At 48.8% G+C, this 22,704-nt stretch carries 25 protein-coding genes; 4 read left to right on the forward strand and 21 right to left on the reverse strand.

The window, feature by feature from the left end:
* Nucleotides 1-8: 8 nt before the first annotated feature.
* The 4 genes from ABEB26_RS23440 to ABEB26_RS23455 form a co-directional block, all read right to left on the reverse strand.
* Nucleotides 9-371: a DUF4260 domain-containing protein gene (locus ABEB26_RS23440; protein WP_345724519.1), complete on the reverse strand. Its 363-nt coding sequence runs from the start codon at nt 369-371 to the stop codon at nt 9-11.
* 91 nt (nt 372-462) lie between these two features.
* Nucleotides 463-1,473, reverse strand: a complete 1,011-nt coding sequence (locus ABEB26_RS23445; protein WP_345724520.1) for a CobW family GTP-binding protein — start codon at nt 1,471-1,473, stop codon at nt 463-465.
* Between the two features lie 139 nt (nt 1,474-1,612).
* Nucleotides 1,613-2,059, reverse strand: coding sequence for a peptidylprolyl isomerase (locus tag ABEB26_RS23450; protein WP_041306913.1), 447 nt, complete (start codon nt 2,057-2,059; stop codon nt 1,613-1,615).
* A gap of 149 nt (nt 2,060-2,208) precedes the next feature.
* Nucleotides 2,209-2,496, reverse strand: a complete 288-nt coding sequence (locus tag ABEB26_RS23455; protein ID WP_012191726.1) for an HU family DNA-binding protein — start codon at nt 2,494-2,496, stop codon at nt 2,209-2,211.
* 198 nt (nt 2,497-2,694) lie between these two features.
* On the opposite strand from ABEB26_RS23455, the gene ABEB26_RS23460 reads away from it, so the two are divergent.
* Both ABEB26_RS23460 and ABEB26_RS23465 read left to right on the forward strand, forming a co-directional pair.
* The gene (locus ABEB26_RS23460) at nt 2,695-3,282 is read left to right on the forward strand and encodes an ANTAR domain-containing response regulator (RefSeq protein WP_012191727.1); all 588 of its coding nucleotides are present in this window, start codon (nt 2,695-2,697) and stop codon (nt 3,280-3,282) included.
* Nucleotides 3,283-3,861: a hypothetical protein gene (locus ABEB26_RS23465; protein WP_345724521.1), complete on the forward strand. Its 579-nt coding sequence runs from the start codon at nt 3,283-3,285 to the stop codon at nt 3,859-3,861.
* A gap of 191 nt (nt 3,862-4,052) precedes the next feature.
* Here ABEB26_RS23465 and ABEB26_RS23470 read toward each other — a convergent pair whose 3' ends face one another.
* The 13 genes from ABEB26_RS23470 to ABEB26_RS23530 all read right to left on the reverse strand — a co-directional run bounded on the left by ABEB26_RS23470 (nt 4,053) and on the right by ABEB26_RS23530 (nt 13,588).
* On the reverse strand, nt 4,053-4,250 hold the full coding sequence (locus tag ABEB26_RS23470) for a hypothetical protein (protein ID WP_345724522.1): 198 nt from the start codon (nt 4,248-4,250) through the stop codon (nt 4,053-4,055).
* A gap of 163 nt (nt 4,251-4,413) precedes the next feature.
* Nucleotides 4,414-5,667, reverse strand: a complete 1,254-nt coding sequence (locus tag ABEB26_RS23475; protein ID WP_345724523.1) for a glycosyltransferase family 4 protein — start codon at nt 5,665-5,667, stop codon at nt 4,414-4,416.
* 134 nt (nt 5,668-5,801) lie between these two features.
* Entirely contained in the window at nt 5,802-6,740 is a 939-nt protein-coding gene (locus ABEB26_RS23480) for a ribose-phosphate diphosphokinase (RefSeq protein WP_012192012.1), read from the reverse strand.
* Nucleotides 6,741-6,787: 47 nt separating this feature from the next.
* On the reverse strand, nt 6,788-8,167 hold the full coding sequence (gene glmU, locus ABEB26_RS23485) for a bifunctional UDP-N-acetylglucosamine diphosphorylase/glucosamine-1-phosphate N-acetyltransferase GlmU (RefSeq protein ID WP_345724524.1): 1,380 nt from the start codon (nt 8,165-8,167) through the stop codon (nt 6,788-6,790).
* Between the two features lie 118 nt (nt 8,168-8,285).
* On the reverse strand, nt 8,286-8,597 hold the full coding sequence (locus ABEB26_RS23490; protein WP_345724525.1) for a hypothetical protein: 312 nt from the start codon (nt 8,595-8,597) through the stop codon (nt 8,286-8,288).
* 12 nt (nt 8,598-8,609) lie between these two features.
* Nucleotides 8,610-9,158 (reverse strand): hypothetical protein, encoded by a 549-nt coding sequence (locus ABEB26_RS23495; RefSeq protein WP_345724526.1) that lies wholly within the window; start codon nt 9,156-9,158, stop codon nt 8,610-8,612.
* A gap of 56 nt (nt 9,159-9,214) precedes the next feature.
* Entirely contained in the window at nt 9,215-9,673 is a 459-nt protein-coding gene (locus ABEB26_RS23500; protein ID WP_345724527.1) for a hypothetical protein, read from the reverse strand.
* 57 nt (nt 9,674-9,730) lie between these two features.
* Nucleotides 9,731-10,045 carry a hypothetical protein gene (locus ABEB26_RS23505; RefSeq protein ID WP_345724528.1) on the reverse strand — a complete coding sequence of 105 codons (315 nt, stop codon included), beginning with the start codon at nt 10,043-10,045 and terminating at the stop codon, nt 9,731-9,733.
* A gap of 19 nt (nt 10,046-10,064) precedes the next feature.
* On the reverse strand, nt 10,065-10,622 hold the full coding sequence (locus tag ABEB26_RS23510) for a hypothetical protein (RefSeq protein ID WP_345724529.1): 558 nt from the start codon (nt 10,620-10,622) through the stop codon (nt 10,065-10,067).
* A 305-nt stretch (nt 10,623-10,927) separates the two neighbouring features.
* Nucleotides 10,928-11,089 (reverse strand): hypothetical protein, encoded by a 162-nt coding sequence (locus ABEB26_RS23515; protein ID WP_345724530.1) that lies wholly within the window; start codon nt 11,087-11,089, stop codon nt 10,928-10,930.
* 63 nt (nt 11,090-11,152) lie between these two features.
* Nucleotides 11,153-11,665, reverse strand: a complete 513-nt coding sequence (locus tag ABEB26_RS23520; protein ID WP_345724531.1) for a cyclin family protein — start codon at nt 11,663-11,665, stop codon at nt 11,153-11,155.
* A 73-nt stretch (nt 11,666-11,738) separates the two neighbouring features.
* Nucleotides 11,739-12,413 carry a hypothetical protein gene (locus ABEB26_RS23525; RefSeq protein ID WP_345724532.1) on the reverse strand — a complete coding sequence of 225 codons (675 nt, stop codon included), beginning with the start codon at nt 12,411-12,413 and terminating at the stop codon, nt 11,739-11,741.
* Nucleotides 12,414-12,481: 68 nt separating this feature from the next.
* Entirely contained in the window at nt 12,482-13,588 is a 1,107-nt protein-coding gene (locus ABEB26_RS23530; protein ID WP_345724533.1) for an STAS domain-containing protein, read from the reverse strand.
* 116 nt (nt 13,589-13,704) lie between these two features.
* On the opposite strand from ABEB26_RS23530, the gene ABEB26_RS23535 reads away from it, so the two are divergent.
* A complete protein-coding gene (locus ABEB26_RS23535; RefSeq protein WP_345724534.1) occupies nt 13,705-15,462 on the forward strand; it encodes an alkaline phosphatase D family protein in 1,758 nt (585 codons plus the stop codon).
* A gap of 158 nt (nt 15,463-15,620) precedes the next feature.
* Here ABEB26_RS23535 and ABEB26_RS23540 read toward each other — a convergent pair whose 3' ends face one another.
* Complete coding sequence (locus ABEB26_RS23540) at nt 15,621-19,025, reverse strand: DUF11 domain-containing protein (protein WP_345724535.1); 3,405 nt, start codon at nt 19,023-19,025, stop codon at nt 15,621-15,623.
* Between the two features lie 197 nt (nt 19,026-19,222).
* Between ABEB26_RS23540 and ABEB26_RS23545 the strand changes: the two genes are divergently transcribed.
* A complete protein-coding gene (locus ABEB26_RS23545; RefSeq protein WP_345724536.1) occupies nt 19,223-20,041 on the forward strand; it encodes a phosphodiester glycosidase family protein in 819 nt (272 codons plus the stop codon).
* A gap of 125 nt (nt 20,042-20,166) precedes the next feature.
* Here ABEB26_RS23545 and ABEB26_RS23550 read toward each other — a convergent pair whose 3' ends face one another.
* From ABEB26_RS23550 to ABEB26_RS23560, 3 genes are all read right to left on the reverse strand, one after another.
* Nucleotides 20,167-20,427, reverse strand: a complete 261-nt coding sequence (locus ABEB26_RS23550; RefSeq protein WP_345724537.1) for a hypothetical protein — start codon at nt 20,425-20,427, stop codon at nt 20,167-20,169.
* Nucleotides 20,427-21,281 carry a GNAT family N-acetyltransferase gene (locus tag ABEB26_RS23555; RefSeq protein WP_345724538.1) on the reverse strand — a complete coding sequence of 285 codons (855 nt, stop codon included), beginning with the start codon at nt 21,279-21,281 and terminating at the stop codon, nt 20,427-20,429. Before ABEB26_RS23555 ends, ABEB26_RS23550 begins: the two co-directional genes overlap by 1 nt.
* An 81-nt stretch (nt 21,282-21,362) precedes the next feature.
* On the reverse strand, nt 21,363-22,301 hold the full coding sequence (locus ABEB26_RS23560) for a terpene synthase family protein (protein ID WP_345724539.1): 939 nt from the start codon (nt 22,299-22,301) through the stop codon (nt 21,363-21,365).
* Between the last annotated feature and the right edge of the window lie 403 nt (nt 22,302-22,704).

Below are 22,704 nucleotides of genomic sequence, written 5' to 3' on the forward strand. Positions count from 1 at the left end.
CTGCTCCTCTAAACTCGCCCCAAATGGGTATCTTTGAATTGAGTTGGGTATTTTAGCCCATAGCCAAGCATGCGATCAAGCCCAATATGTGCTAACCAGATCAAGCCAATTTGCAGGCCGACTTGCCAATCGTTCAGCACTCCAAAGGCCAAAAAGCTCAATGGCCAAAGCGTAATATGGCCGAAATTATAGCAAATGCTGCCAACCTTTGGCCCCCACAAATAGCCAAGCATCACGATATCAGGCACAAACAAGGCCAAACCAAATTGCCACCAACTAAAGCCTTGCCAACGATAGCCCAATACTGCAATTAGCAATAAACCCAAGCCTTCAGCATGCAATAAGCGTTTAACCAAACTGATATTTGGCATCATTCACCTCAAGACTAATTTAATTAGTTTATAAGACTAATATTATTAGTTTTTAGGGTGTTTGTCAAGACTAAATCTATTAGTTTTACAATTAGGCTTGGTATTTGCGCCGCCATTCGGCCACGGTCAAAATTTCTTCGCGTGGCGCTTGCTCGACATCTGCCAAACAAGCATCGAATTGTGCAGTTACTTCAGCTGAATCAAAGCTATTGCTACGGCCAATCACCACAATTTGGCTGTACGGAGTGGTTGCTCCCCATGGTTCGCCGAGCCGCAAACTAGCGCGTTTGCCCGCCAATTGGACAATTGCTCGCCGTTCAGGTGCTTCGGCCAAATACACAATGCCTTTGGCCCGAAAAATTGAAGTTGGCAATTGCTGAAAGGCTTGTTGTAGGTTGCTCATGGTAAAAGGCTGCTCTGTTTGGTAATTCCAGGTTTGCCATTCTTCGCTATGTTGATGCTGGGTGGGATGAGCTTCAGCCTGCAAATCGATGCGATATTGGCCTACGCCCAGCAGCAAATCAACTGGAACCTCGCCATATTCAGCGGTCAAAATTCGTGCCCGTGGCACAATTGTCTGAATCCAAGCGATCACTCGTTGCTGCTGCTCAGCATCAACCAAATCGATTTTATTAATCACCACAAGATCGGCAGCGGTAATTTGATCGACCACCTGAATCAATTGTTCGCGTTGTTGGTGAATACTCTCAGCATCAACCACCGCCACAATTGAATCGAGATTGATCAACGAGCGCAGGGCTGGCAAACGGAAGGTCAAGGCTACCGAAACTGGGTCGGAAACGCCACTAGCCTCGACGATAATATATTCAGGTCGATCCTCGCGATCGAGCAATTCAAGAGTGGTGGTCAATAAATCCTCGCGAATTGTGCAGCAAATACAGCCATTCGCCAAATTAATTACAGCGTCGTTTTCAACCCCAACCACCAACTGCGAATCAATATTAATCTCGCCAAAATCGTTGACCAACACCGCGATTTTGAGGCCATGCTGGGCACTAAGCAGCCGATTGAGCAACGTCGTTTTGCCTGCGCCCAAAAAGCCCGTCAAAATTGTCATTGGAATAGCGGTTGCTTCACTCATCACACACTCCTGATTGCTTTTTAACCCGAAGATCGCGAAGGATCGCTACATTAATCTTCGTGGTACTTCGTGTCCTTCGTGGTTAAAAATAAAAACCCCTTATCCTCAATCAGGACAAGGGGCTGAGCCAAAGCCTAATTTAGCTGACGGTTACTTTGGTCATGCTATCGCCTTGGCGAATTGCATTGACGACATCTTGGCCCTCGGTGACCTTGCCAAACACGGTATGGCGGCCATCAAGGTGGGGTTGCGGACTATGGGTGATGAAGAATTGTGAGCCGTTGGTGTTGGCTCCAGCATTGGCCATCGACAGCACACAGGTTTCGTGTTTAAGTGGATTGCCCTTGAATTCATCTTCGAAGCGATAGCCTGGGCCACCCGTGCCCGTGCCAGTTGGATCGCCACCTTGAATCATAAAGTTTGAGATCACGCGGTGGAAGACGATGCCATCGTAAAACCCTTCGTTGATCAAGAACACAAAGTTATTGACAGTTTTGGGTGCATACTCAGGATACAACTCAATTTTGATTGTGCCTTTGGTTGTTTCCATGGTGACGACATAGTGCTTGGTAGTGTCAATCGACATCGCTGGCGCTGACTTCCATTGTTTTGCGGCCACGTGAGACCCCTTTCGACTAAAGAATCGTGAAAACATTATCACCCTAGGGTTATAACACAAGAAAGCGACCGCAAGCAATTGGCGGTCGCTCAAAGCAACATCTGCTACGACGCGAGCTACTCAGGCTTGCCTTGGCGAACCAGCAGTTTCAAGCTATTACTGGCCGAGAAGCCAGGAGTTTTGGTAGCTTCGATTGTCATCCGTTCGCGGGTTTTGGGGTTGACCCCTTGGCGAGCTTGGCGCTCGCGCACTTCAAAGGTACCAAACCCCGTCAAGACCACTTTTTCGCCAGCTTGCAAGCGCTCGCTGACCACATCCAACATAGCATCGACAACGCGGCGTGCCTCTTTTTTAGAAATGCCGGTGCGTTCAGCGACCTCAGCAATGAACTCGATTTTTTGCATTGCACGCTCCTTAATCCTAGCGAAGCTACAATCATTACCGTCGATTATACCATAAGGATTAAGCGCTGTGGGACATTTTAGCCCATTAGATAGGCCAATTTACTCATTATGGTTGCTTGCCCTGAATACCGCAGCATGCTATACTTGCGTACATTCATCGAAGCTACGATGACCGATTAAGCACCCGGAGGAAACCGTATGCCACAGACACGCATTGTCATCGCCGATGACGAATCGCTGATTCGTATGAATCTGCGTGAAACGTTAGTTGGCCTCGGCTATCTTGTCGTTGGGGAAGCTGGTGATGGCGTGAGCGTTATCAACCTTGCCCGCGAACTACGCCCCGACGTAGTGGTGATGGACATCAAAATGCCCAAACTGGATGGTATCCAGGCAGCCAAAGTGCTGACTGAAGAGAAAATTGCCCCGGTCTTGCTCTTGACCGCCCACAGCGACAAAGAGTTGGTCGAGCGCGCCCGCGACGCTGGTGTTGTGGGGTATCTCAGCAAGCCCTTTCGCGATAGCGATTTGATGCCAGCACTCGAAATTGCCCGCGCCCGTTTTGAAGAGTTCCTGACCCTCGAACAACAAGTCGGCGACCTGAAGGAAACGCTCGAAACTCGCAAGATTATCGAACGCGCCAAGGGTATGTTAATGGATTCTCAAGGGCTGAAGGAATCGGAAGCCTTCCGCAAGATTCAGCAGTTGAGCATGAATACCCGCAAGTCGATGCGCGAAGTTGCCTCGGCCTTGCTGTTGGCCAACCAGATGGAGCAACAAAAGTAAGTGATGCTGCGTCGCCCCTCTCAGCAACAACTGGTCGCTGTGCTGCGGGCGACGTTGCCTTTATTGCTAGCCGCCTTTTTGGGCGGCTTGTTGGCTTTAGCGCTCCAACCTAAACCACCTAGCCAAACCATCATTCAAGTCGTTACCCCAACGGTGCTCAAAGCCGCTGCCACCGAAGTGCTGCCTGCCCCAGCCCCCACGCCCCTACCCGCCACACCCACAATTATCGTCTTCCCCGAAGATACGATTTCGTTGGAGTTGGTGACGCTGCGCCGCGATTTGGAGTTTACGGTCGGTAGTTTGCACTTGTTGCGGGCCACCATCCGCATCCAAAATGCTCGCATCGCCCACCACGATTTGCAAACCAGCAATGTTGAAGCGCAACTCGATTTGGCCCAAGCCGATTTGGATGCAGCTTTTCCACTGGTAAGCGATGAAGTTCGCGCTGCCATCCAAGGCCTCAATGACCAAATTAACTACTTACGCGACGATCTAGCGATTCGCCCCGAAACCATCGATTCGCGTCTTGCCGATTTAACCGAGCAAGTGCTCGTTTTAGCCAATCGCGATTTACCCTGAGTAAGAACATAGAGCATAGGGATAAGGATGAGGGATGAAAGAGCAGAAGTTCATAGTCTTCATCTTTTTTGCCACAGATTCCCACAGATTTTAGGATGAGGCTCTTGGCTTCCTCCCTCATCCTTCATCCTTTATACTTTTGCCAACCGTCGTTGTCCCTTGAATAAGGCGTTGCTGCACGTTCTTGCGGGTCAGGCCATCCCTGCAATTGAGCAAATCAGGCTGATTAACACTAAAACCAATACTAAGCGCAAAGCCCATGGGTTGGGCGGGGTTTTGGGTTCGGATGGTTGGGTGCGGCGTGGAGCAAACAGGATTTTGGGTGGGGTCAGCAAGCGCAATAATTCAGTTCGCGCTGCATCACCCAACTCGCCTTCGGGGTCGACCAACGAAACGTGGTCAAAATGGGCTTGGGCTTGCTCGCGATCATTAGACCCTCCTGTGATCCTGAATTCGGCACTCGTATCATACCCGAGAGGTCGTGGCGGGTCTCGCTATGCTTAAAAACTTACCCTCGTAAGGGTGGTGAATGATTCAACAATGGATAATTTTTTAGGAGCCTTGTTCGCGTTGCAAGCTCGTCGGAAATTCGGGCAAGGGATTGCCTGCGCGTTTAGCCAACACTCGCTCGTAAATTGCTTCGATCTGGCGAGCGGCTAGCTCCCAGGAATGTTCGTTGACCGCACGGGTTCGCACCGTTTGGGCTAAATTATGCCGCCGTTCGGGGTTATCGATCAAACCCAGAATTTCATCGGCCAGCGATTGGGCATCGCCAAACTTGGCATAGACCCCAGCGTCGCCTAAAATTTCGTGGCTAACTGGTGTATCGAACGTGATCACAGGCAAGCCAACCGCCATATAATTGGGAATTTTGCCAGCACCTTCGGTTGCCGACATTTTGGGGGCAACTGCCACGTCGCCCAAGGCCAAGTAGGCATGGGCATCTTTATATAAAATCCGGCCTGGCATAGTCACGATATCAGCAACGCCCAGCGATTCGGCCAAGGCCAAATACGAACGCACATCGGGGTAGCCCATAATTAAGAAATGCACATCATCGCGTTGTTGGCGAATAATTTGGGCGGCTTCAAGCAAGACATTTGTGCCTTGATAGGCTGCCAGCAAGCCCAAATAGGCCACGATTTTGCGGCCTGCCGGAATTCCTAGCTCGCTGCGAATGCGTTCGCGTTCGGTATGCCACTCGGCTGAGCTATCGAACGGCTTAAAGCGATCGGTATTAACGCTATCTGGCACAGTGTAAAGCCGCTCCGCCGGAAATTTCCAATCATCGCGCAGCATATTGGCGGCGTTGAAGGAGCTGGTCAGCACCGCATCTGCTGTGCGATTAATTTTATCTTCGAGCCAGTGGAATGGCTTATAAAACATGCCATCACGTTTAAGAAACCCATGATCAAGCATTTCGGCGGTGAGGCTGCCTTGATAATCGAATACCAACGGAACCTTGAACATGCGTGAAAGCACGCTGCCAATCAAAGCCGATTCGTGAATATGCGCATGGATTAAATCAGGCTTGATCTCCATGGCCACGCGTAAGGCTCGCCACGAAAGTGCCACATCCAAATACATTTTATGATGCGAAGCACCGACCATCGTTCGCTTGACCCATGGCACATCCCATGAGCGGCGAATTTCAAAGCCTGGCATATTATCGCCGTTATGATAGGTTGCAATAACAATGCGATGACCTAATTTTTGCAGGGCGCGAGTTTCTTCCCAAATCCGAACGTGTGCGCCGTAATCTGCAAAAAACGAGGTTGAGGCAATGCTAAGGATGGTGTAACCCATGCACGAAACTCCTTTAAGGTCAGGGCTATTCTAACGCATCTCATCAGGAGGGCAAGTTTTGCTCCCTCAAACAAAAAAAGCGCCGCTAGAAACAAAGCTAGCAGCGCTTGATTAAGTTTATCTGTACGTTGAGTTTAGCTAAATAATGCGCTCAAGGAAAGATCTTTGTGAATCCGAATAATGGCTTCGGCAAACAACGAAGCTACCGAGATTTGGGCAATCCGCGCGGCGCTGGCTTCGGCAGGCAAGGGAATCGTGTCGGTAACTAGCACTTCTTCCATCACCGAATCGCCCAGCAATTCGACCGCATTGCCAGCAAAAATGCCGTGAGTGGCACAGGCCACCACGCTAATTGCGCCGCGTTCTTTGAGGGTTTTGGCGGCTTCGGCCAAGGTTCCCCCGGTTGAAATCATGTCGTCGAAGATCACTGCGTGCTTGCCAGCAACGTCGCCGACCATTTCGACCACTTCGGAAACATCGGGGGCAGGGCGTTGCTTGGCAATAATCGCCAAACTTGCGCCGATGCGTTCGCGGAATTTGTTGGCGCGACCCACGCCGCCAGCATCGGGCGAAACCACCACGACATTTTTCATGTTGCGACTGCGAAAGTGGTCGGCAATCAGTGGGCCGGCTTGCAAGTGATCAACTGGAATATCGAAAAAGCCCTCGATTGCTGGCGCATGCAAATCCATGGTCAGCACCCGATCAGCTCCGGCGGTCGCAATCAAATTGGCGACCAATTTGGCCGAGATTGGCTCACGCCCAGTGGTTTTCTTCTCTTGCTTGGCATAGCCATAGTAAGGAATCACCGCTGTTACCCGTTGAGCCGAAGCTCGGCGTAGGGCATCGATCATCAACAACAACTCCATGAGGTGATGATCAACTGGCGTAGTTAAGGATTGCACGATAAATACATCGGAGCCACGGACGTTTTCTTCAAGCTGCACGCGAGTTTCGCCATTCTTGAAAACGCCGACAATAGCCCGACCTAAATTCAAATTCAGATGCGATGCGATACTGCGAGCTAACGGGATGTTGGCATTACCCGTAAAAATCTGCAATCGCCCGTCCATTCGATGCCCCCCAAGTTAGTAATTGGTCAATGAAAAAAAACCGTTGCCTACTCGTTCTCACTCTGCTCAAACTTGCGGTGGCGAATGACGCGGGCTGGCATACCCACGGCCACGCCGCCATCAGGTATATCTTTGGTCACAACTGAACCGGCTCCTGTGATTGCGCCTGCGCCAATTTTGACTGGCGCACGTAACAACGAATCGGAGCCAATAAAGGCATTCGCGCCAATTTCGGTGTGATGCTTTTTGCCATCAGCAGTAAAATTGCAGGTAATCGTGCCAGCACCAATATTAACATTCTCGCCGATTGTGGCATCGCCAACATAGGAAAAATGGCCCATTTTCGTGCCAGCACCAAGGGTTGCGTTTTTCACCTCGCCGAAGTTGCCCATATGCACATGCTCCATAAGGTGTGCACCGCGGCGCAGATGCCCATACGGCCCGATGTTGGCACCTAGATCCATCTGCGCTTGCTCAACTACTGAATAGCTAATTTTGCAATAGTCGCCAATTTGCGAATCTTCAATTAAGCTGTTGGGGCCGATCATACAATTTGCCCCGATTGTGGTGCGGCCTTTGAGCAACGTGCCGGGCAGCAAGGTTGTATCCATGCCAACTTGCACATCGTGATCAACAAAGGTCGTGGCGGGATCAACCACGGTCACCCCGGCCAACATCAAGGCGCGAATTTTTCGTGCATTCAAAATTGCCCCAACTTGGGCCAACTGAATCCGATCATTCACCCCCAAGGCTTCATCGGGGTCGCGTAACTGAATAGCAGCTACTGCGCCAAGGCCATGCTCGTGCAGCGCAATCTCGACCAAATCGGTCAAATAATATTCGCCATTCAAGCTATTGGGCTGGACTTGATCGAGGGCATTCCAGAGCCAAGCGCCATCGTAGAGCGCCACGCCTTGGTTGACCTCAGTAATTCGGCGTTGTTCGGGGCTGGCGTTGCGTTCTTCGACAATCGCCTGAACTGCGCCAGTTTCGTCGCGCACAATTCGGCCATAACCAGTTGGCGGATCGGCTTGGAAGCTGACGATTGCGGCTTTGGCGTTGGTGGTGCGGCGCACTGCCAATAATTCAAGCAATGATTCATGGCGCATCAAGGGATCAGCGCCATACAACACTAGCACTTCATCGACCTTGCCTTCGAGTTCGGCGCGAGCTTGGGCCACCGCATGGCCTGTGCCAAGCCGCTCATGTTGCACCACATAGCGATAGCGATGGCCAAAAGCAGCGCTAATTGGGGCTAAAGTATCTTCACTTACGACCAATACAATCTGCTGTGCGCCAACCGCATCGGCCAGACGGGTTACATGCTCAACTAATGGCAATCCGGCAACAGGATGTAAAACTTTCGGTAAGCTCGAACGCATGCGCGTCCCTTGACCAGCAGCCAACACAACCACACCGAGTGTCATAGTTCAACGCTCCCCATTGCAAGCTGAATATCGTAAATCTATCCAAGGGCTATCTTAGCAGAAAATTACGGCTACGTGGGCGCTCCTGCGAGGGAACTTTCGGGGGATGGGTTGCAGTTTAATAGCGATTAAACTGCATGCTCGCCAACACACCTGCGGCGAGCCAATGCAAAACATACAACGTTACCGTGACCGGATGTAAGCCTAGAGCGACAATTAGCCCAGCCAAGCCGAGACTTATGGTATAGCTCAGCCAAACCATCCATGGCTGCCAAACAATCGCCGTAAACCAGCGAATCAGGCCGACTACCAGCCAAAAGCCCAACAATAACGCTAGCCAAAACGAATCGAATAGTGCATACAGCAATAACGGCGCTAGGCCGTACAATAGGCTGCTAGCGATATATTCATGTTTGAGCCGAAACCACATTCGTAGCCTTTCTTAACGATTGGTTGGCGTTTCAGTGTGTAATAGCTTGCCGGTTGCATCAAAAAATTCAACCTTGAGATACTCGCCTGTGCTTGATTGTTGATTGCCAGCTAAGACTATAATGCTATAGGCTGCGCCATTGGTTGGAATCGACGCGGTTTGACCATTCGACTGATGAATCGTGATTGTTTCAGTTTGTTGTTGCAATTGTGGGTCTTCAATCGCGATACAAAACATATCTTCTGCTGGCACAGTCGAATGCCTGACAATGTTCAACACCACGACTTGATTTCCCGTAGCGTGATAATAGATGCCCTCATGGGATTGACTAAAGCCTGAATCACTTGAACCACCAGTAAAAACCCGGCAGGTTTTACCTGTTGGCGTTTGTAGAAAAACAACCGTATTGGTCGCAGTATTAATCGTGTGTAACAAGCTGGCTTGCTCATTTTGGAGTACTTCATCAATTGCCCGCTGGTTGAGGAATTTGGATTCAAAGCTGCATCCAACGAAGCTCAATAAGACCAACCCGAAGCCAACTCCTCGCCAAATTCGCTGCATGTGCTATTCCTTCAACAATCTATTCGTTATTCATGATGATTATGGATGAACTAAAACTATTCTCCACCCTGTCGAATCAAAAAGATACTATCGGCATCGTGGCTGATAATCAGCAAATCACGTTTGTGCTGAATAATTTCCTCAGGCCAAACTAAATCGTTGGTTCCAAGCAGTTCATTCGCCCGATTATCGCGAATACTGCTTGTGCTAAGCTTGCGATATTGCTGAGCCAACGGTGTAAATAACGTTTCGGCATCGTTGGCAAGCATAATTACCAAATCATAATCCACAAACATCTCAAACCAGATGCCATCAGCTTGGGCAAATGCTTGATTATGGTAGCAAACCACGCTTAAATCCTGCTCCTTGACCATTTGATCAAGCAATTCAGCTGTATCGCGGACTGAAAGCCACTGTTTTTCCGGCTGTGTTTCCGATTCGGCAAATTCCCAATCGAGTTGATATTCTGCAACCTGCCAATTCAGCTTTTGCAAATGCCACGGTTCAATCGGCATATTTCGCCCTAGAATCCAATCAAAGAATTTCGTAAACACCTATTGTTCCTTTACTAATTATGCGTTGGGTATAATTTTGATGCCTACTGCCCTAAAGGCTTCAATCCATGCTTGGGGTTGCTTGGAAACAAAGAAAAAACCAAGTAACGCGTCGTTGGGATGCTTGCGATAATTAATTTCAAAGCCTTGTTTGCCAAACCAAATCCAGTGTTTGCGCAACTTAATATGGCTAATTTGTTCCAATCCAAGCTCAAGCATCACGATTGGTACTAGAAAGTTGCGATGTTTAATCAGTAAACGTTGCTGATTAAAATCAATCGATAAGCCGGTATATATCAGGTTGAATCGTTGATATTCTTGCAGGGTATTCATTCTATTACCTCACATATTCTCATTTAACTAATTCATCTTCTAGCTTGACTTGTAATCTTATTAATCTAAATGCATCGTTACTTTGAAGATATTGCGATTTCTCGCTGATACTCAATGACATTAATCTATCATTTACAGCTATAGCACCAGTTCTTGAAAATGATTCGGTATCCATTTTATTATGACTACGAATATGGAACAGTAATTCAGCAACATTATCAATCTGTTTGATTAATGTTGATTCTCTGCGATAATCATTTTCATCTATAAGCATAAAGATATCGCCGTTTTCAAGGTTGACCGCCAAAAACTCGATTTTAAGCGGGTCATTGGCGATTTTCTCCAAGCTTTCGAGTGTGCCGCTGTAACTGGCGGTAAACTCAGCATTGGCGCTAGCTAAAGTTGGATCAAGCACAATAAACTCTGGTGGCAGCACAACGGTTAAATTGCCTTGTTTAAATGTTTGCCAACCTGCTGGTGGAGTTGCCGGGGTGACTGGCTGAATCGACCAAACATATGCCCCAATCAGGACAATTATGCACAGTAATCCAACGATAATCCAATTTGCGGTACGCATCTCCCGCTCTCTTTCTCGATTAAATAAAGAAACTAATAAAATTAATAATAAAACAGATAAGCGCAATAGAAATAATAATAATATTGAATATTGGATTAAATTTCCTTTGAAAAAGTAAAAATAATCCTGTTAATAGAAATCCTATGGTACCAAAAATTTCAATCCAACGTGTATCACTCGTAAGCATCTTATAGATTTGCATAATTCCTACAGAGGCCGATGACAATCCAGCGATTAGATTGAGTATATTGACATATTTCTGATTCATAACTACTCCCTTCAATGCAATTTAAAACTCGGTTATTCTACGCTAAAGTGCTGGCAGGGTTGCCAACCGACAAGTTTTGTAGGCTACTAAGGCGGGGGTACTGCGCTAGCGTTTGCATTTCGGCGGAGCTGTAGGTTTCAGTATGTTCAATTGGCTGCATTTGTAAATCTCTCAGTGGCAAAATAGGTGGTCTAAGCATAGCAAAAAGCCTCGGCTGCTGGCTCATACCAGAGTCCGAGGCTAGAGATTGATCAATATTAAATTACCAACCTTCAGGTTTTGTTATTGCCCCAGTAGCAGCATCAACGATCATTAAATCATCTCTGGTTGAAATTTGCCATACGTTGAGACAATTGCCAACACCTATATGCGGTTTATAAAGCGCTATTATTGCTTGATTAGCGAATGCTGGATTTTGTTTAACTGCAATATCAATTGCCATTTGTGGGCTAAGCTTTAAATCATTAAACATACGATTGCAATCGGTGTAATCTGTAATTTGAGGATTACTCATTGCTTTAATCTCAGAGTTGTCGTGTGATTCCTGTGTAAATTTGAGATAATTCAATTGTTTTCGTTCTAAATCAATAATTTGTAGCTCAGTATTGGCTGAATCGCTTTTGTAAACAATATCGAACACAAGGTAATTTGTTAATTGATCTCCATAGATTTCTTCAATTTTTGTGTCGAGATATTGATTATAGTCATTATCTGGCACAGTGTTTTGGCAACCAACCAAGATCAAGCCTAAAACCAAACCATAAATCCATTTCATTCTCTTGCTCCTGCAAAACGTAGTTTGTATTGATGGTGCTGATACGCAGGATGTGGATTATAGTTACGATTAATCAATTCTCATAGCCAATTAAGCAAAATGGGTAAACTTGTGGCGCTGGGGTATCATCATTGATCCCATTGTAAATCGAAATCTGTGGAATCAAATATTCGGCGGCAGCAAGGCTTTTGAGTAACCCAAATTCATTTGGCCGACAATCAACTGGCGCGTCATTCCGAATCAATTGTTGATTCTCTGATTCGCAGAGCCATGAGTGAATATTGTGATAATCAAACCAGCCTAGCTCAACCCCAAGCCACAAACCCTGTTGAATTGGCAGTTGCTTGGGTTGCTGAAGCATGATTAAAAATCCTGCTGGTTGCTCATTTGGTCGTTTTTCAGTTTGTTCGGCAATAAATTGCTCATGATACCCTGCTGCCAAGCCAATTCTAACAATCTGTAATTTTTCGCGCTGATTGGGCAATTTGTGGGCAAATTCTTGGGCTAATTCGAGCGTGGTGAATATATTAGGCAGTAATAATCCAGCTTCATTTTTTGTATACCAATCCGCTAAATCTTTTGCCAGCAGATCACTCGGATCAGCGCTGAAATAACTCCACCAGTGCTCAGGCTGTGCGTTGAAACTACAGTCGCGCAACGCATACATCGTTTCTGGAAAAAGCTGCGGATCAAGGTCTGATAGGCGCTGAATCCGGCTCATGAGCAGATAACCACAATCGTACCACATCGCTCAATCTCCATCATCACTATAAAAACTGAATTATGTTACCAAACGTCAGGTTCTACCGGATAATTCTAATAAAGTGATTTTAGGGCAATCGCAACTCCATCTTGCAAACTGGCAACAGTGGTCACGCTGCTAAAATCAATCCCCAAACTTACCAAGGTTTGGGCAACATCAGGCCGAATTCCGGCGATAATCGTCCGAACTCCCAGCAAACGCGCTGCCGCTGTGGCTTGGATTAAGCGCCGCCCAAGCTCGGTATCAATCGTTGGAACCCCGGTTACATCTAAAATGGCAATTTTGGCGCGATGCTGGCTAATCCCATTCAGCAAGGTTTCTTCAATACCCTCGCTGGAGTTAGCTAATTGATCGCCGATTAATGGCATAACTACAGTTTGTTTGAGCACCGGAATCACAGGCAAGCTCAGTTGGCGCAGTTGGTCGCGCAAAGCCGCCTGAGTTGCTTGTTCAACCTGAATTTGGTTATCGCGCTGGCTAATTTCGGCCAAGCTTTGGCTCAATTGAGCATTCAGTTGTTCCCGTTGCAGCGCCAATTCACGCTCGTTGGCTAATTGCTGGGCCAGCTTGGCCTCAGTTTTGGCCACTACGGCAAACGCCCGTTTAGCTCGCCCAACCAATAAATGCACGGTTGTGGCAATAATTCCCAGCACCAGTAATTGACAGAAGAAGTTAATCAATAAGGCCGATTTAGGCACCAAAAATTTAATCGGAATAAGCCCAGTCAACTCGCCGCCAATAATAATCGAAAGAATAATCATCGAAGCAATACAAATAACTGTGGTTGCTCGTGAGGTATTTAACACTATTGTGGCAATTAATGGCGGAACCTGAAATAAAACCCAGACCGAGCCATCAACTTCGCCAATAATTGGCCCAGTTAACGAAAGCATCAAGGTTATCGAGGCCAGATTGACGTAAATTAGCCATTCGACATAGCGCGAACGACGCATAGCAAAGGTTATTGCCAACATCGTGCCAACAATCGCACAAATGCTCAAGCCAATTTGCACTTGTTGGCCGTTGCCAGCAACCAGCAAAATTAGCATAACGGCCAACAACGCTAAACCTTCGACCACACTAAACAACTTAATCCGTTGCTCATTCGAGGTTTGTAGCATATCTTCAATCTGACGGGGCGGGGTGATGGTTTCTGCCATAAATTGCCTCGGGTGCAAGATGTTGTTGCTGCATCCTACCATTATTTAATCAATTTGTGGATTGACAACGCCACTAGACTAGGGGGGATTTTTCCACTATCAACAAGGAGCTAACTATGCGCCGCTTATTTGGGCTATGTTGTTTATGTTGCTTGCTAGCTGGAAGTTGGTCAAGCCGCTCAAGTGTTGGTCGTACAAATCAGCCCATTCCACCCGCCGATTTGCCGCAAGGCGTGGCAGCAGGCGATGTAACTCCCACCAGTGCAGTGCTCTGGGCGCGTTCCGCCAGCCTTGGTTCAGTCAGCTTTGAATATAGTCTCAACGCCAATTTCAATCCAGTTGCTGGCTCAGCCACAGTTATCGTCACCGACACGATGCAACCAGCAAAAACTAGCATCAGCAATTTACAACCGGCTACTAGATATTTTTATCGCGCGACAAATCTCAGCAATGCAGCATTTGCTGGTACATTTCGCACCGCCCCAACCACTGGAACGTATAGCAATTTACGCTTTGGGGCAAGCGGCGATCAACAAGGGGCACTCGCACCGTTTCCAGCCTTAGCCAACGCCGATCAGCGCGAACTTGATTTGTTTATTCATCTTGGCGATTCGATTTATGCTGATATTGGCTCGCCTGTGCTGGGCACGACTGCCAAAACTTTAGCCGAATTTCGCCTCAAACATACCGAAAGTTATAGCACACGGCTGAATTTGAACACGCTGGCCGATTTACGTGCCACAACCGCATGGCTAGCGACAACCGATGATCATGAAGTTGCTAACGATCACGCTGGTGGGGCAGCACCGAGCAGTGATCCACGCTTTTTGCCCACCAATGCTAGCTATATCAATGATACTGATTATTTTGAAGCGGGCTATCAAGCGTTTGTTGAATACAATCCGATTAACGAGCTTTTTTATGGTGCGACTGGCGATCCACGCACGGCCAACGAGCATAAACTCTACCGCTATCAACGATATGGGAATACAGCGGCCTTTTTTGTGCTTGATGGCCGTTCATTTCGTGACCAAAAATTGCCAGCGCCCAATAACACGCCTTCAGAAATTGTGGCCTTTTTGACTGCTGTGTTTAGTCCAACCCGCACCTTGCTTGGCCAAGCCCAACTCAGCCAACTCGAAAGCGATTTGCTCGCCGCTGATCAAGCCAATATCACGTGGAAATTTGTGATCGTGCCTGAGCCAATTCAAAACCTTGGCACGGCAGCCGCCAACGATCGCTTTGAGGGCTATGCTGCCGAACGCAGCCGTATTTTGAGCTTTATCAACGATCATTCAATTGAAAACGTGGTGTTTATTGCCGCCGATATTCATGGCACGGTTGTCAATAATTTAAGCTACCAAACCGCCGCAGGCCAGCCACAAATCCCCACCAACGCTTGGGAAATTTCGGTTGGTTCGGTCGCCACGACTTCGCCATTTGGCATGCGGGTGGCAGCAGGTGCTTTATCAACCGGAATTATTAGCTCAACCACCTACAATAATTATTTACAACTACCCAACGATCAGCAAGATGCAGCGGCGGAAGGTTGGCTCAACACGGTCTTAAATGTATTTGGCTACACGCCAGTGGGCTTGCAGGATGCGCCGTTTGCCGAACGAACTACGCTCTTGCAAGGGCGCTATTTTGCTGGTCACTACTTTGGCTGGACTGAATTTGAAATTAGCCAGCCCGACCAAACCTTGCGCGTTTCGACCTATGGCATCGATACCTACGGAACCAGCGATCTTGCCAATAATCCAGGTGAGGTGGTGAGCCGAGTGCCAGTGATCGTGCAGCAATTCGAGGTTGAGCCAGTCGTTAGCATCTCGCCAACGCTGATGCTCAATTATTTGCCAGTGATAACGAAGTAACGAGAGATTAGGGGCTAGGGCTCAGTGATCAGGGGAAACCGCGAAGGACGCGAAGTTTCGCGAATGTTTGGCTGACTGGTACGCTGAATATGTTCACTATTCAGGTTCCCAACCTAATCTAAACATTCGTGCTCTTCGTGTCCTTCGTGGATCAAAACCTATTTAATGGTCATTGGCAGATATACATCGTGAATGCCAACGCTGAATGTGCCCATCACATCTGGCCCTTGCACCCCGCCATGATCATCGGTGGCATACAACTCAATGTTATAGCGCCGACCAGCGGCACTTGGTTTGAAGCGAATACTGAAATTAACTTGCATGCTAAAGCCCGTTGGCCCGCTGCCAGCGAAATTGCTATCCGCCAAATCGAGAATGGCGCTATCGCTCTCCAACGGATCGCTAGTGCCAGCCGTGGCATAACCAAGTACATCGCCATTACTATCGAGCAGGCTAAATGTGCCCGAAACGCCTTCGGTAAAGCGTGCCCACAAAGCCACGCCATCACTATCGACCAAGCGCAAATCGAGGTGCTCGATAATTCGCCATGGATCGGTGGTATGTGTCCAGCTTACATTGAAGGTCGTTTGCAAATCGACATCAGTGCCACCAATGTTGGGCGTGATGCTGCTCAAGCCAACGATCCCGACTGAAACGCCCAAGGTTACGCTGTTGGAATCGCCGCCGCCTGGCGTTGGGTTGCGCACCAAAACCGAGTATGTGCCTTGGCTGGTGGTCGCGGCCATACTAAATTCGAGCCGATTGCTGTTGATAAAGGTTGTCGTGCGCTCAACCCCAGCCACCACGACCTTGGAGTTGGCCACAAAACCAGTGCCGTTAACTGTAATCCGCACTGCTGGCGGTGGTGGAAAGCCAATCGGCTGACGAATAAAGCGATCAGGCGTGATGTTGCTGATAGTTGGCACTGGATTGCCAGGCACGATCACTTGGGTCGTTACTGTGCGGCTATTGTTACTTGGAAAAGCCTCATTCGCCGGCGATGAAGCTGTGCCAGTGCTGCTAATTGTGCCCACTTGGCTGGGCGTAGCATTAATTGTGATAGTAGCGCTAGCATTGGCCGCCAGCGTGCCCAAATTACAGCGCAAGGTCGTGGAATTGGGGAAACTACACGAGCCTTGCGAGGTTGTAACTTGACCAAAAACCAAGGTATTCGCAAAGGTTTGTTCATACACGACGCTGCTGGCGCTGATTGTGCCCAAATTGCTGACGCTTGCTTTGTAGCTCATTGGGTTGCCAATCGTCACCGGATCAGGCGATTCGCTCAGTTTGAGGCTGAGATCAACTTCAGGTTGTCGCCACTCGGCAAAGCGATGCGAAACTTTATCGCCAGCCCGATCAAACCGCCCGCCAACGTACAAATTATCGCCATTGACCGCTAATGCGCCAACTTCGCTATTTTGCAGGTTGCCACCCGCAACCCCACTGCCTAGCGCATTCCAAGTTGTACCATTCCAACGGGCCACATGATTGACCGTCAAGCCATCCATGCGGCTGAACAAACCACCAGCATACAGGTCGTTACCGCGCACAGCAAGGCTGGTTACAAAACCATCGGTGCCTGTACCAAGCGCCGTCCATGCCAAACTACTATGGTTAAGCAAGGCAATCGCGCGGGTGTTGGCAACCCCGCCAGCACTGGTAAAACGCCCACCAACCGCGACGGTTGTGCTGTTAACATCGGCCAAAGCCAACACTTCGCCATCAGTACCATTGCCAATTGATTGCCACGTTGTGCCGTTCCAGCGGGCGAGATTGCTCGCAGGCCCACCACCAGCGTTGGCAAACAAACCACCAGCGTAGAGTTGGTTCGATTTGAACAACAAACTATTGATAGGGCCATCAGTGCCTGCCCCGACCGCTTGCCATGTACTACCACTCAAACGGGCAATCCGATTGGCGGGCACGCCATCAACCAAGGTAAATTCGCCACCAATGTAAATATCGCTGCCGCTGACCGCAACCGCATTCACCCGACCATTGATGCTAGTAGCCAAGGCTGTCCAGGTTGTACCATTCCAACTAGCTACGCCTGCGGCATCAATTCCGCCAGCCTTGGTAAACTCACCCACAGCAATCAAATCTGTGCCACGTAGCGCGAGATCACGTACATCATCGTTGACCCCACTATCACTGGAGCCAGTCAATGGCGACCAGACTCGATCGACTGGATCAAAGCGAGCGATATTATTGAGCAGGCGATTGCTGCCCAAATCGAAACGCCCAGCAGCAATAATTTCGCCAGAACGTGGCTGAATAGCAAATACTTTGGCGTTGGAGCCTTCGAGGCCGCCAGCCAAGGGGAAGAAGCGATCAGTTGCGCCTGGCAAGAAGCCCTGTTGTGGCACAACCATACCCACAAAATTTAATTCCATGCCATGGGCTGTGCCAAACGCCCCAGCAATAAAGAAGGTATCGCTACCGCTGCCCAAGCGTTCAGCGCGTAAAATCGCCCCGTTTGTACCAAAGGCGTTAGTGGCATTCGGCACAGGCGACCAGATATTGCCATCCCAACGGGCGATGTTGGGCGAGAAAACGCTATTGCCATTGGGGTTGATGCCGCTGCCAAAATTGCCCATCACATAGGTAAAATTGACGTTCTCGACAATCCCACGTACATCGCCAGTCACCCCACGCCCAGCCATGGCGGCCCAAGTATTACCACCAGTCCAAACCGCTGCCCCACCAACATTGGTTACTGCGCCAGCATTGCCAAAACTGCCACCAACGACCACCATATTTGTGCCACGGAAATCAACAAAGCGCACAGTGCCGTTGACTCCATTGCTGCTACCAGTGCCAAGGCTCTGCCACGCCGAGCCTGTCCAGATCGCTACGTTATTGGCGCTGCTGCCCCCAGCCGAGCTAAACGTGCCCCCAGCCACAATTTGGGTGACATTGGCCGGATTGACGGCTAAATCGAGCACTTGGGGCGCAGTTCCACCGCTGATCCCGCTGCTCAATGCCGACCATGTGCCATTGCTGAATTTAGCGATGCGATTGGCGCTCACGCCATCAATTGAAGTGAAGGTTCCTCCAACATACACCACATCGCTACCAGCAACCTGTTGCACCAAAACGGCGGTCACAACTCCATTGACATTGGTTGCCAAGGCCGACCATTGGCCTGTGCCCGAATTCCAACGGGCAATGCCATCGGCGGTAATCCCTCCAGCGCTGCTGAATGAGCCAACCACATAGACCGAACCGCCAGTTGAGGCATCGAGATCATCGACTGGGCCGTTAACCCCACTGCCCATTGTATTCCAGCGATCGCCATCCCAAAAGGCCACCCGATTAGCACTGATGCCAGCGATCCGATCGAATAAACCACCAACAAATAAATCGCCCGATTGCGAGCTGATGGCGCGAATCGTGTTATTTGCCCCAGCGATCAGACCTGTGTTATTCCAAAATTGATCATCGGCGACAGCCTGTAATTCGTCAGGAGCAACCAAAACCTGAGGTTGCGCTTGCGCGGCGGGGAGATTAAAACGAACGATAAGTGCGGCGAGCAAAGTGAGTTGAAGCACCAACCGTGGCATGGAACCCTCCTTAGCGACACATACTACGCTAAGCAGGATATTGATTAACTATCACGCAACTATCACGTTGGTATCACACCATAACTCACAATCGCCAAACTATTGTGACAAATTGAACGTCAGAAGGCAACCATCAACCTTGATCTCTCATTTTGAATGGATATGGTAGGATGAGCGCTCTAGCGTGAGGAATAGCAATGCGATTGTTGTATAAATATGGCCTCGTAGCCTTGATCGCTTGGAGTATAACCAGTTGTTCTCAGTCTGATATTCAAGAAGTGATCAAGCCCAGTGCTACCAGCACACCGATTATCGCGCCCGATACCGCCGCGCCAATTACAAGCGCTAATCAGTGGCAAACTTTAGAGTCAGGCTTGGAGTTTCGCGAAATTGGCTATGATATTACTAATGTGCAGATTCTACGGGTTGATCCAGCCAATTTTCGTTTGCGAGTTGGTTACGATGTGGCCAGCCCAGGCCGAGTGAGCGAATGGGCCGCCGCGCTCAAACCTGTGGCCGTCATCAATGGTGGCTATTTTGATCCGCAAGGCCGAGCAACTGCGCTGACGATTTTTGATGGGGTCGTCAATGGCACATCCTACGATGGCTTTGGGGGAATGTTGGCAGTTGATAGTGCTGATACATGGTCGCTCCGTTCGTTGCGCGAACAACCGTATGATAGCAGCGAAGTGTTGAATCAAGCCCTGCAATCGGCTCCAATGTTGGTGGTTCATGGCGCAGCGATCGAGCAGCCCAACGACGATGGTGATCGAGCACGGCGTAGTGTGGTTGCACTTGATCAGGCTGGGCGCTTGTTGATTATTGTGTGCAGTTGGCCCAGTTTTACCCTGACTGAGCTAAGTCAATGGTTGGTCAAGCAAGATTTAGCAATTGATGCAGCATTAAACCTGGATGGTGGTTCTTCAACAGGTTTAGTCGTTGACAGCGAAAGTCGTGCATTTAAGCTTGATTCGCTGGTGCGTGTGCCCCAAGTGCTACTGGTTGAACGGCGTTAGTACCCCGCCATCCTCGCCTTTTAAGGTTGGGGAATATGAATAGTGGGCGCACCTGCTCGCTTGCACAAGTTCAGCAGGTGCGCGACATCCGTTCAGAAGGCAAGACGGAAGGGTGGTGATCAAAGCTACCCTTGTGCAAAAAACAATACCGCAACCACAATCAAAAACAATAGCACCCAAGCCCCAACGTAGATGGTAATAAATTGACTGACGCTGGCTCCAGTTTTGCCGTTGTATTGCAATTTGCACTGCGGGCATTTAACCAAATTAACCATTTTTGGGCCAACAATCCCACCCCACCAACTCATGGTTACTTTGTTGGGTAGTGGGTTCTGGCAACGTGGGCATGGCACATACGGCGAACTTTGCGGCACTTGATACATCATTACTCCTCAAAACGATATTGATCAACATCGCATAATGGCCGAAAGCCAATCGCTTGATAGATTTTATTCGAAGTTGGGTTGCTTAAATCGGTAAAGAGCATACAAAAACCAAAGCCTTGATTCAACAGATGTTGGCTTAATGCGGCCACAGCATTGCTGGCGTAGCCCTTACCGCGAAATTGGCGTGGGGTAGAAACTGCACCAATGCAGATACCATTCACCGTTGGGCGGCTGGAGCCAAGCGAGGAAACAGGCTTGCCATCAACTTCCCAATACCAAGCGCTGCCCGTAGCGATTTGCCGTTCAGCCACCGCCTGCCAGTTCCAGACCGGCTCGGTTGGCAGTGCCTCAGCATGAAACGCCGCCAGCCACTCAGCCAACCATTCAACATCGGCATTGGTTGCCTGTTTGAGCGAACCAGCAACCGAGCTTGGTGGAATAACTTCGGTCAAGGTATAAATCCGTTCATTCATACTCAACAGAGGTCGTCTGCCGGTTTTGGCTTGCCAAGCCGCGCAAAAAGCTGCGGTTGTGATAGGCGCACTCATTACTCCCGATAATTCAATGTTGTGGTTACACAAGTAATCGGTTAAAGCTTCAGTGGCTTGGTCGACTAAACTGGTATCGCGCAAGGCCGAAATCGTCAGCGCATGTGGCGAGGTCATAACTGATACCCCAACCGTGCCTTGCTCATCGCTAATTGCTGCGAAAAAGGGCGGGTTGGCAGGCAGCCAACCATTTTGAATGCGCATACTCAAGCCGAGAGGAAGATTGTTCTCCGCCTCGTGCTGCAAAAGAAATTCACGGTGCTCATGGATAAACGTATCAACTGAAGAATATTGTTCGACACGCATACATCACCCTCACTAAGCTAGCTGTATGCTGAGTGAGGATAACGCAAACCAACGCCAAAACCATCGTGCTTAAGCAGCAATTTAAGCAGCCAACAAGAGATTTACAGGCTCGCTAGCTACAGTTAAATCAAGTCGTAGCCAATCAATTGTGCCTTGCATCCAAGCCCGTAGGTTTTCGATATAATCACTAACCACCAGCTCAAATTCGCCGTAGTGCGGGCGTTCGGCCACAATTCGCTCAAAAGCTGCTACCTCGGCATAGCACATTTGCTCAACCCGCTCAATTGCGCGACTCCAGCTGCAATGCTCACGCTGCTTGACCAAAACGGCAATGTTTTGTGGCTCTGCAACGGTTAGATCACGCTCTAATGAAGTAATATCGTGCATCCAACAAACCACATTGTTGGTAATTTCGCCTAAACTTTGAAAGGTTGGATCTTGCTTGACCGAGGGTGGCAATAATTCAGCCTGCGCAAAATCGACAAAATCGAGCGAACTTGTGGCCGCACCGATGCGTTGATGCAATTCAACTGCTAGTTGGTTGTTAATTGTTGGTTGATAGGCATTGCAATACACATCGTAAACCCAATCGTGGAGATAGGTGCTCAACATTTGGCCAAAGCGCTCACGCCATTGGTTCGATGTCAGGCTAGCCATGCGTTGGCTCCAATCGGCAAACATCACCACCAACGGTTTTTGAGGATACAACGGGGTTGCTCCATTAAAAACATTAATCAGATCATTGGCAAGGCTCGCGACCAATTCGGGCTGTCCAGCCAATGAACGAAACCATTGATCTTGAAAAAACAGCCAGCCACCCCAATCGAGAATTAAACGTAAACGTTCGCTACAGGCATGTGGGTAAACCCGCGCCAACAGCTGTGGCAAATGCAAACGCTGATAAAAGCCCCATTGACTTTTGGTGCTATGCGGCGATTGGCTCAACCATTGGCTGTGTTCAGCATACACTGCTTCTAGGTGAGGGTTGAGTTTCGATGTAAAAGGTAATTGAATATTCACAAACACCACTTCACCTCCGCGAGTGATCAAAAAAATATTAAAATTATTATGCTGAGATTTCTTACTATTAACTATAGTGCGTTATTCCTAACCCAACCCCATGACATTCGGCAGGCTGAGGTGTGAGTATTGGCTATTGGTGAAGGATGAATTATGAAGGATGCGGGATGAATTATCAGGGACTAGGGCCAAGCTTCAGGGATTAGATAATCAAGTAAATCTGTGAAATCTGTGGCTAAAAAATTGAGCCTTCGTGTTCTTCGTGTCCTTCGTGGTTGAGACTGTACAATAGCGTGTGTATTTGGTTCCCAACCCAAAGACGAGCATTTCCAGAATAGGCTTGTAAGGGGATACCATGCCACGAGCAAAACACAAACCCGCACCAACGACCGCCGACCAACCC

Source organism: Herpetosiphon gulosus (genome assembly GCF_039545135.1).
Classification (GTDB): Bacteria; Chloroflexota; Chloroflexia; order Chloroflexales; family Herpetosiphonaceae; genus Herpetosiphon; species Herpetosiphon gulosus.

Coding starts and splice junctions, on each gene's coding strand:
- ABEB26_RS23530 (WP_345724533.1), bottom strand. CDS start 13,588: ATGGCAGAAACCATCACCCCGCCCCGTCAGATTGAAGATATGCTACAA.
- ABEB26_RS23505 (WP_345724528.1), bottom strand. CDS start 10,045: ATGAATACCCTGCAAGAATATCAACGATTCAACCTGATATATACCGGC.
- ABEB26_RS23460 (WP_012191727.1), top strand. CDS start 2,695: ATGCCACAGACACGCATTGTCATCGCCGATGACGAATCGCTGATTCGT.
- ABEB26_RS23480 (WP_012192012.1), bottom strand. CDS start 6,740: ATGGACGGGCGATTGCAGATTTTTACGGGTAATGCCAACATCCCGTTA.
- ABEB26_RS23495 (WP_345724526.1), bottom strand. CDS start 9,158: ATGCAGCGAATTTGGCGAGGAGTTGGCTTCGGGTTGGTCTTATTGAGC.
- ABEB26_RS23535 (WP_345724534.1), top strand. CDS start 13,705: ATGCGCCGCTTATTTGGGCTATGTTGTTTATGTTGCTTGCTAGCTGGA.
- ABEB26_RS23540 (WP_345724535.1), bottom strand. CDS start 19,025: ATGCCACGGTTGGTGCTTCAACTCACTTTGCTCGCCGCACTTATCGTT.
- ABEB26_RS23445 (WP_345724520.1), bottom strand. CDS start 1,473: ATGAGTGAAGCAACCGCTATTCCAATGACAATTTTGACGGGCTTTTTG.
- glmU (WP_345724524.1), bottom strand. CDS start 8,167: ATGACACTCGGTGTGGTTGTGTTGGCTGCTGGTCAAGGGACGCGCATG.
- ABEB26_RS23525 (WP_345724532.1), bottom strand. CDS start 12,413: ATGTGGTACGATTGTGGTTATCTGCTCATGAGCCGGATTCAGCGCCTA.
- ABEB26_RS23440 (WP_345724519.1), bottom strand. CDS start 371: ATGCCAAATATCAGTTTGGTTAAACGCTTATTGCATGCTGAAGGCTTG.
- ABEB26_RS23550 (WP_345724537.1), bottom strand. CDS start 20,427: ATGATGTATCAAGTGCCGCAAAGTTCGCCGTATGTGCCATGCCCACGT.
- ABEB26_RS23515 (WP_345724530.1), bottom strand. CDS start 11,089: ATGCTTAGACCACCTATTTTGCCACTGAGAGATTTACAAATGCAGCCA.
- ABEB26_RS23555 (WP_345724538.1), bottom strand. CDS start 21,281: ATGCGTGTCGAACAATATTCTTCAGTTGATACGTTTATCCATGAGCAC.
- ABEB26_RS23545 (WP_345724536.1), top strand. CDS start 19,223: ATGCGATTGTTGTATAAATATGGCCTCGTAGCCTTGATCGCTTGGAGT.
- ABEB26_RS23450 (WP_041306913.1), bottom strand. CDS start 2,059: ATGTCGATTGACACTACCAAGCACTATGTCGTCACCATGGAAACAACC.
- ABEB26_RS23510 (WP_345724529.1), bottom strand. CDS start 10,622: ATGCGTACCGCAAATTGGATTATCGTTGGATTACTGTGCATAATTGTC.
- ABEB26_RS23455 (WP_012191726.1), bottom strand. CDS start 2,496: ATGCAAAAAATCGAGTTCATTGCTGAGGTCGCTGAACGCACCGGCATT.
- ABEB26_RS23490 (WP_345724525.1), bottom strand. CDS start 8,597: ATGTGGTTTCGGCTCAAACATGAATATATCGCTAGCAGCCTATTGTAC.
- ABEB26_RS23520 (WP_345724531.1), bottom strand. CDS start 11,665: ATGAAATGGATTTATGGTTTGGTTTTAGGCTTGATCTTGGTTGGTTGC.
- ABEB26_RS23500 (WP_345724527.1), bottom strand. CDS start 9,673: ATGCCGATTGAACCGTGGCATTTGCAAAAGCTGAATTGGCAGGTTGCA.
- ABEB26_RS23475 (WP_345724523.1), bottom strand. CDS start 5,667: ATGGGTTACACCATCCTTAGCATTGCCTCAACCTCGTTTTTTGCAGAT.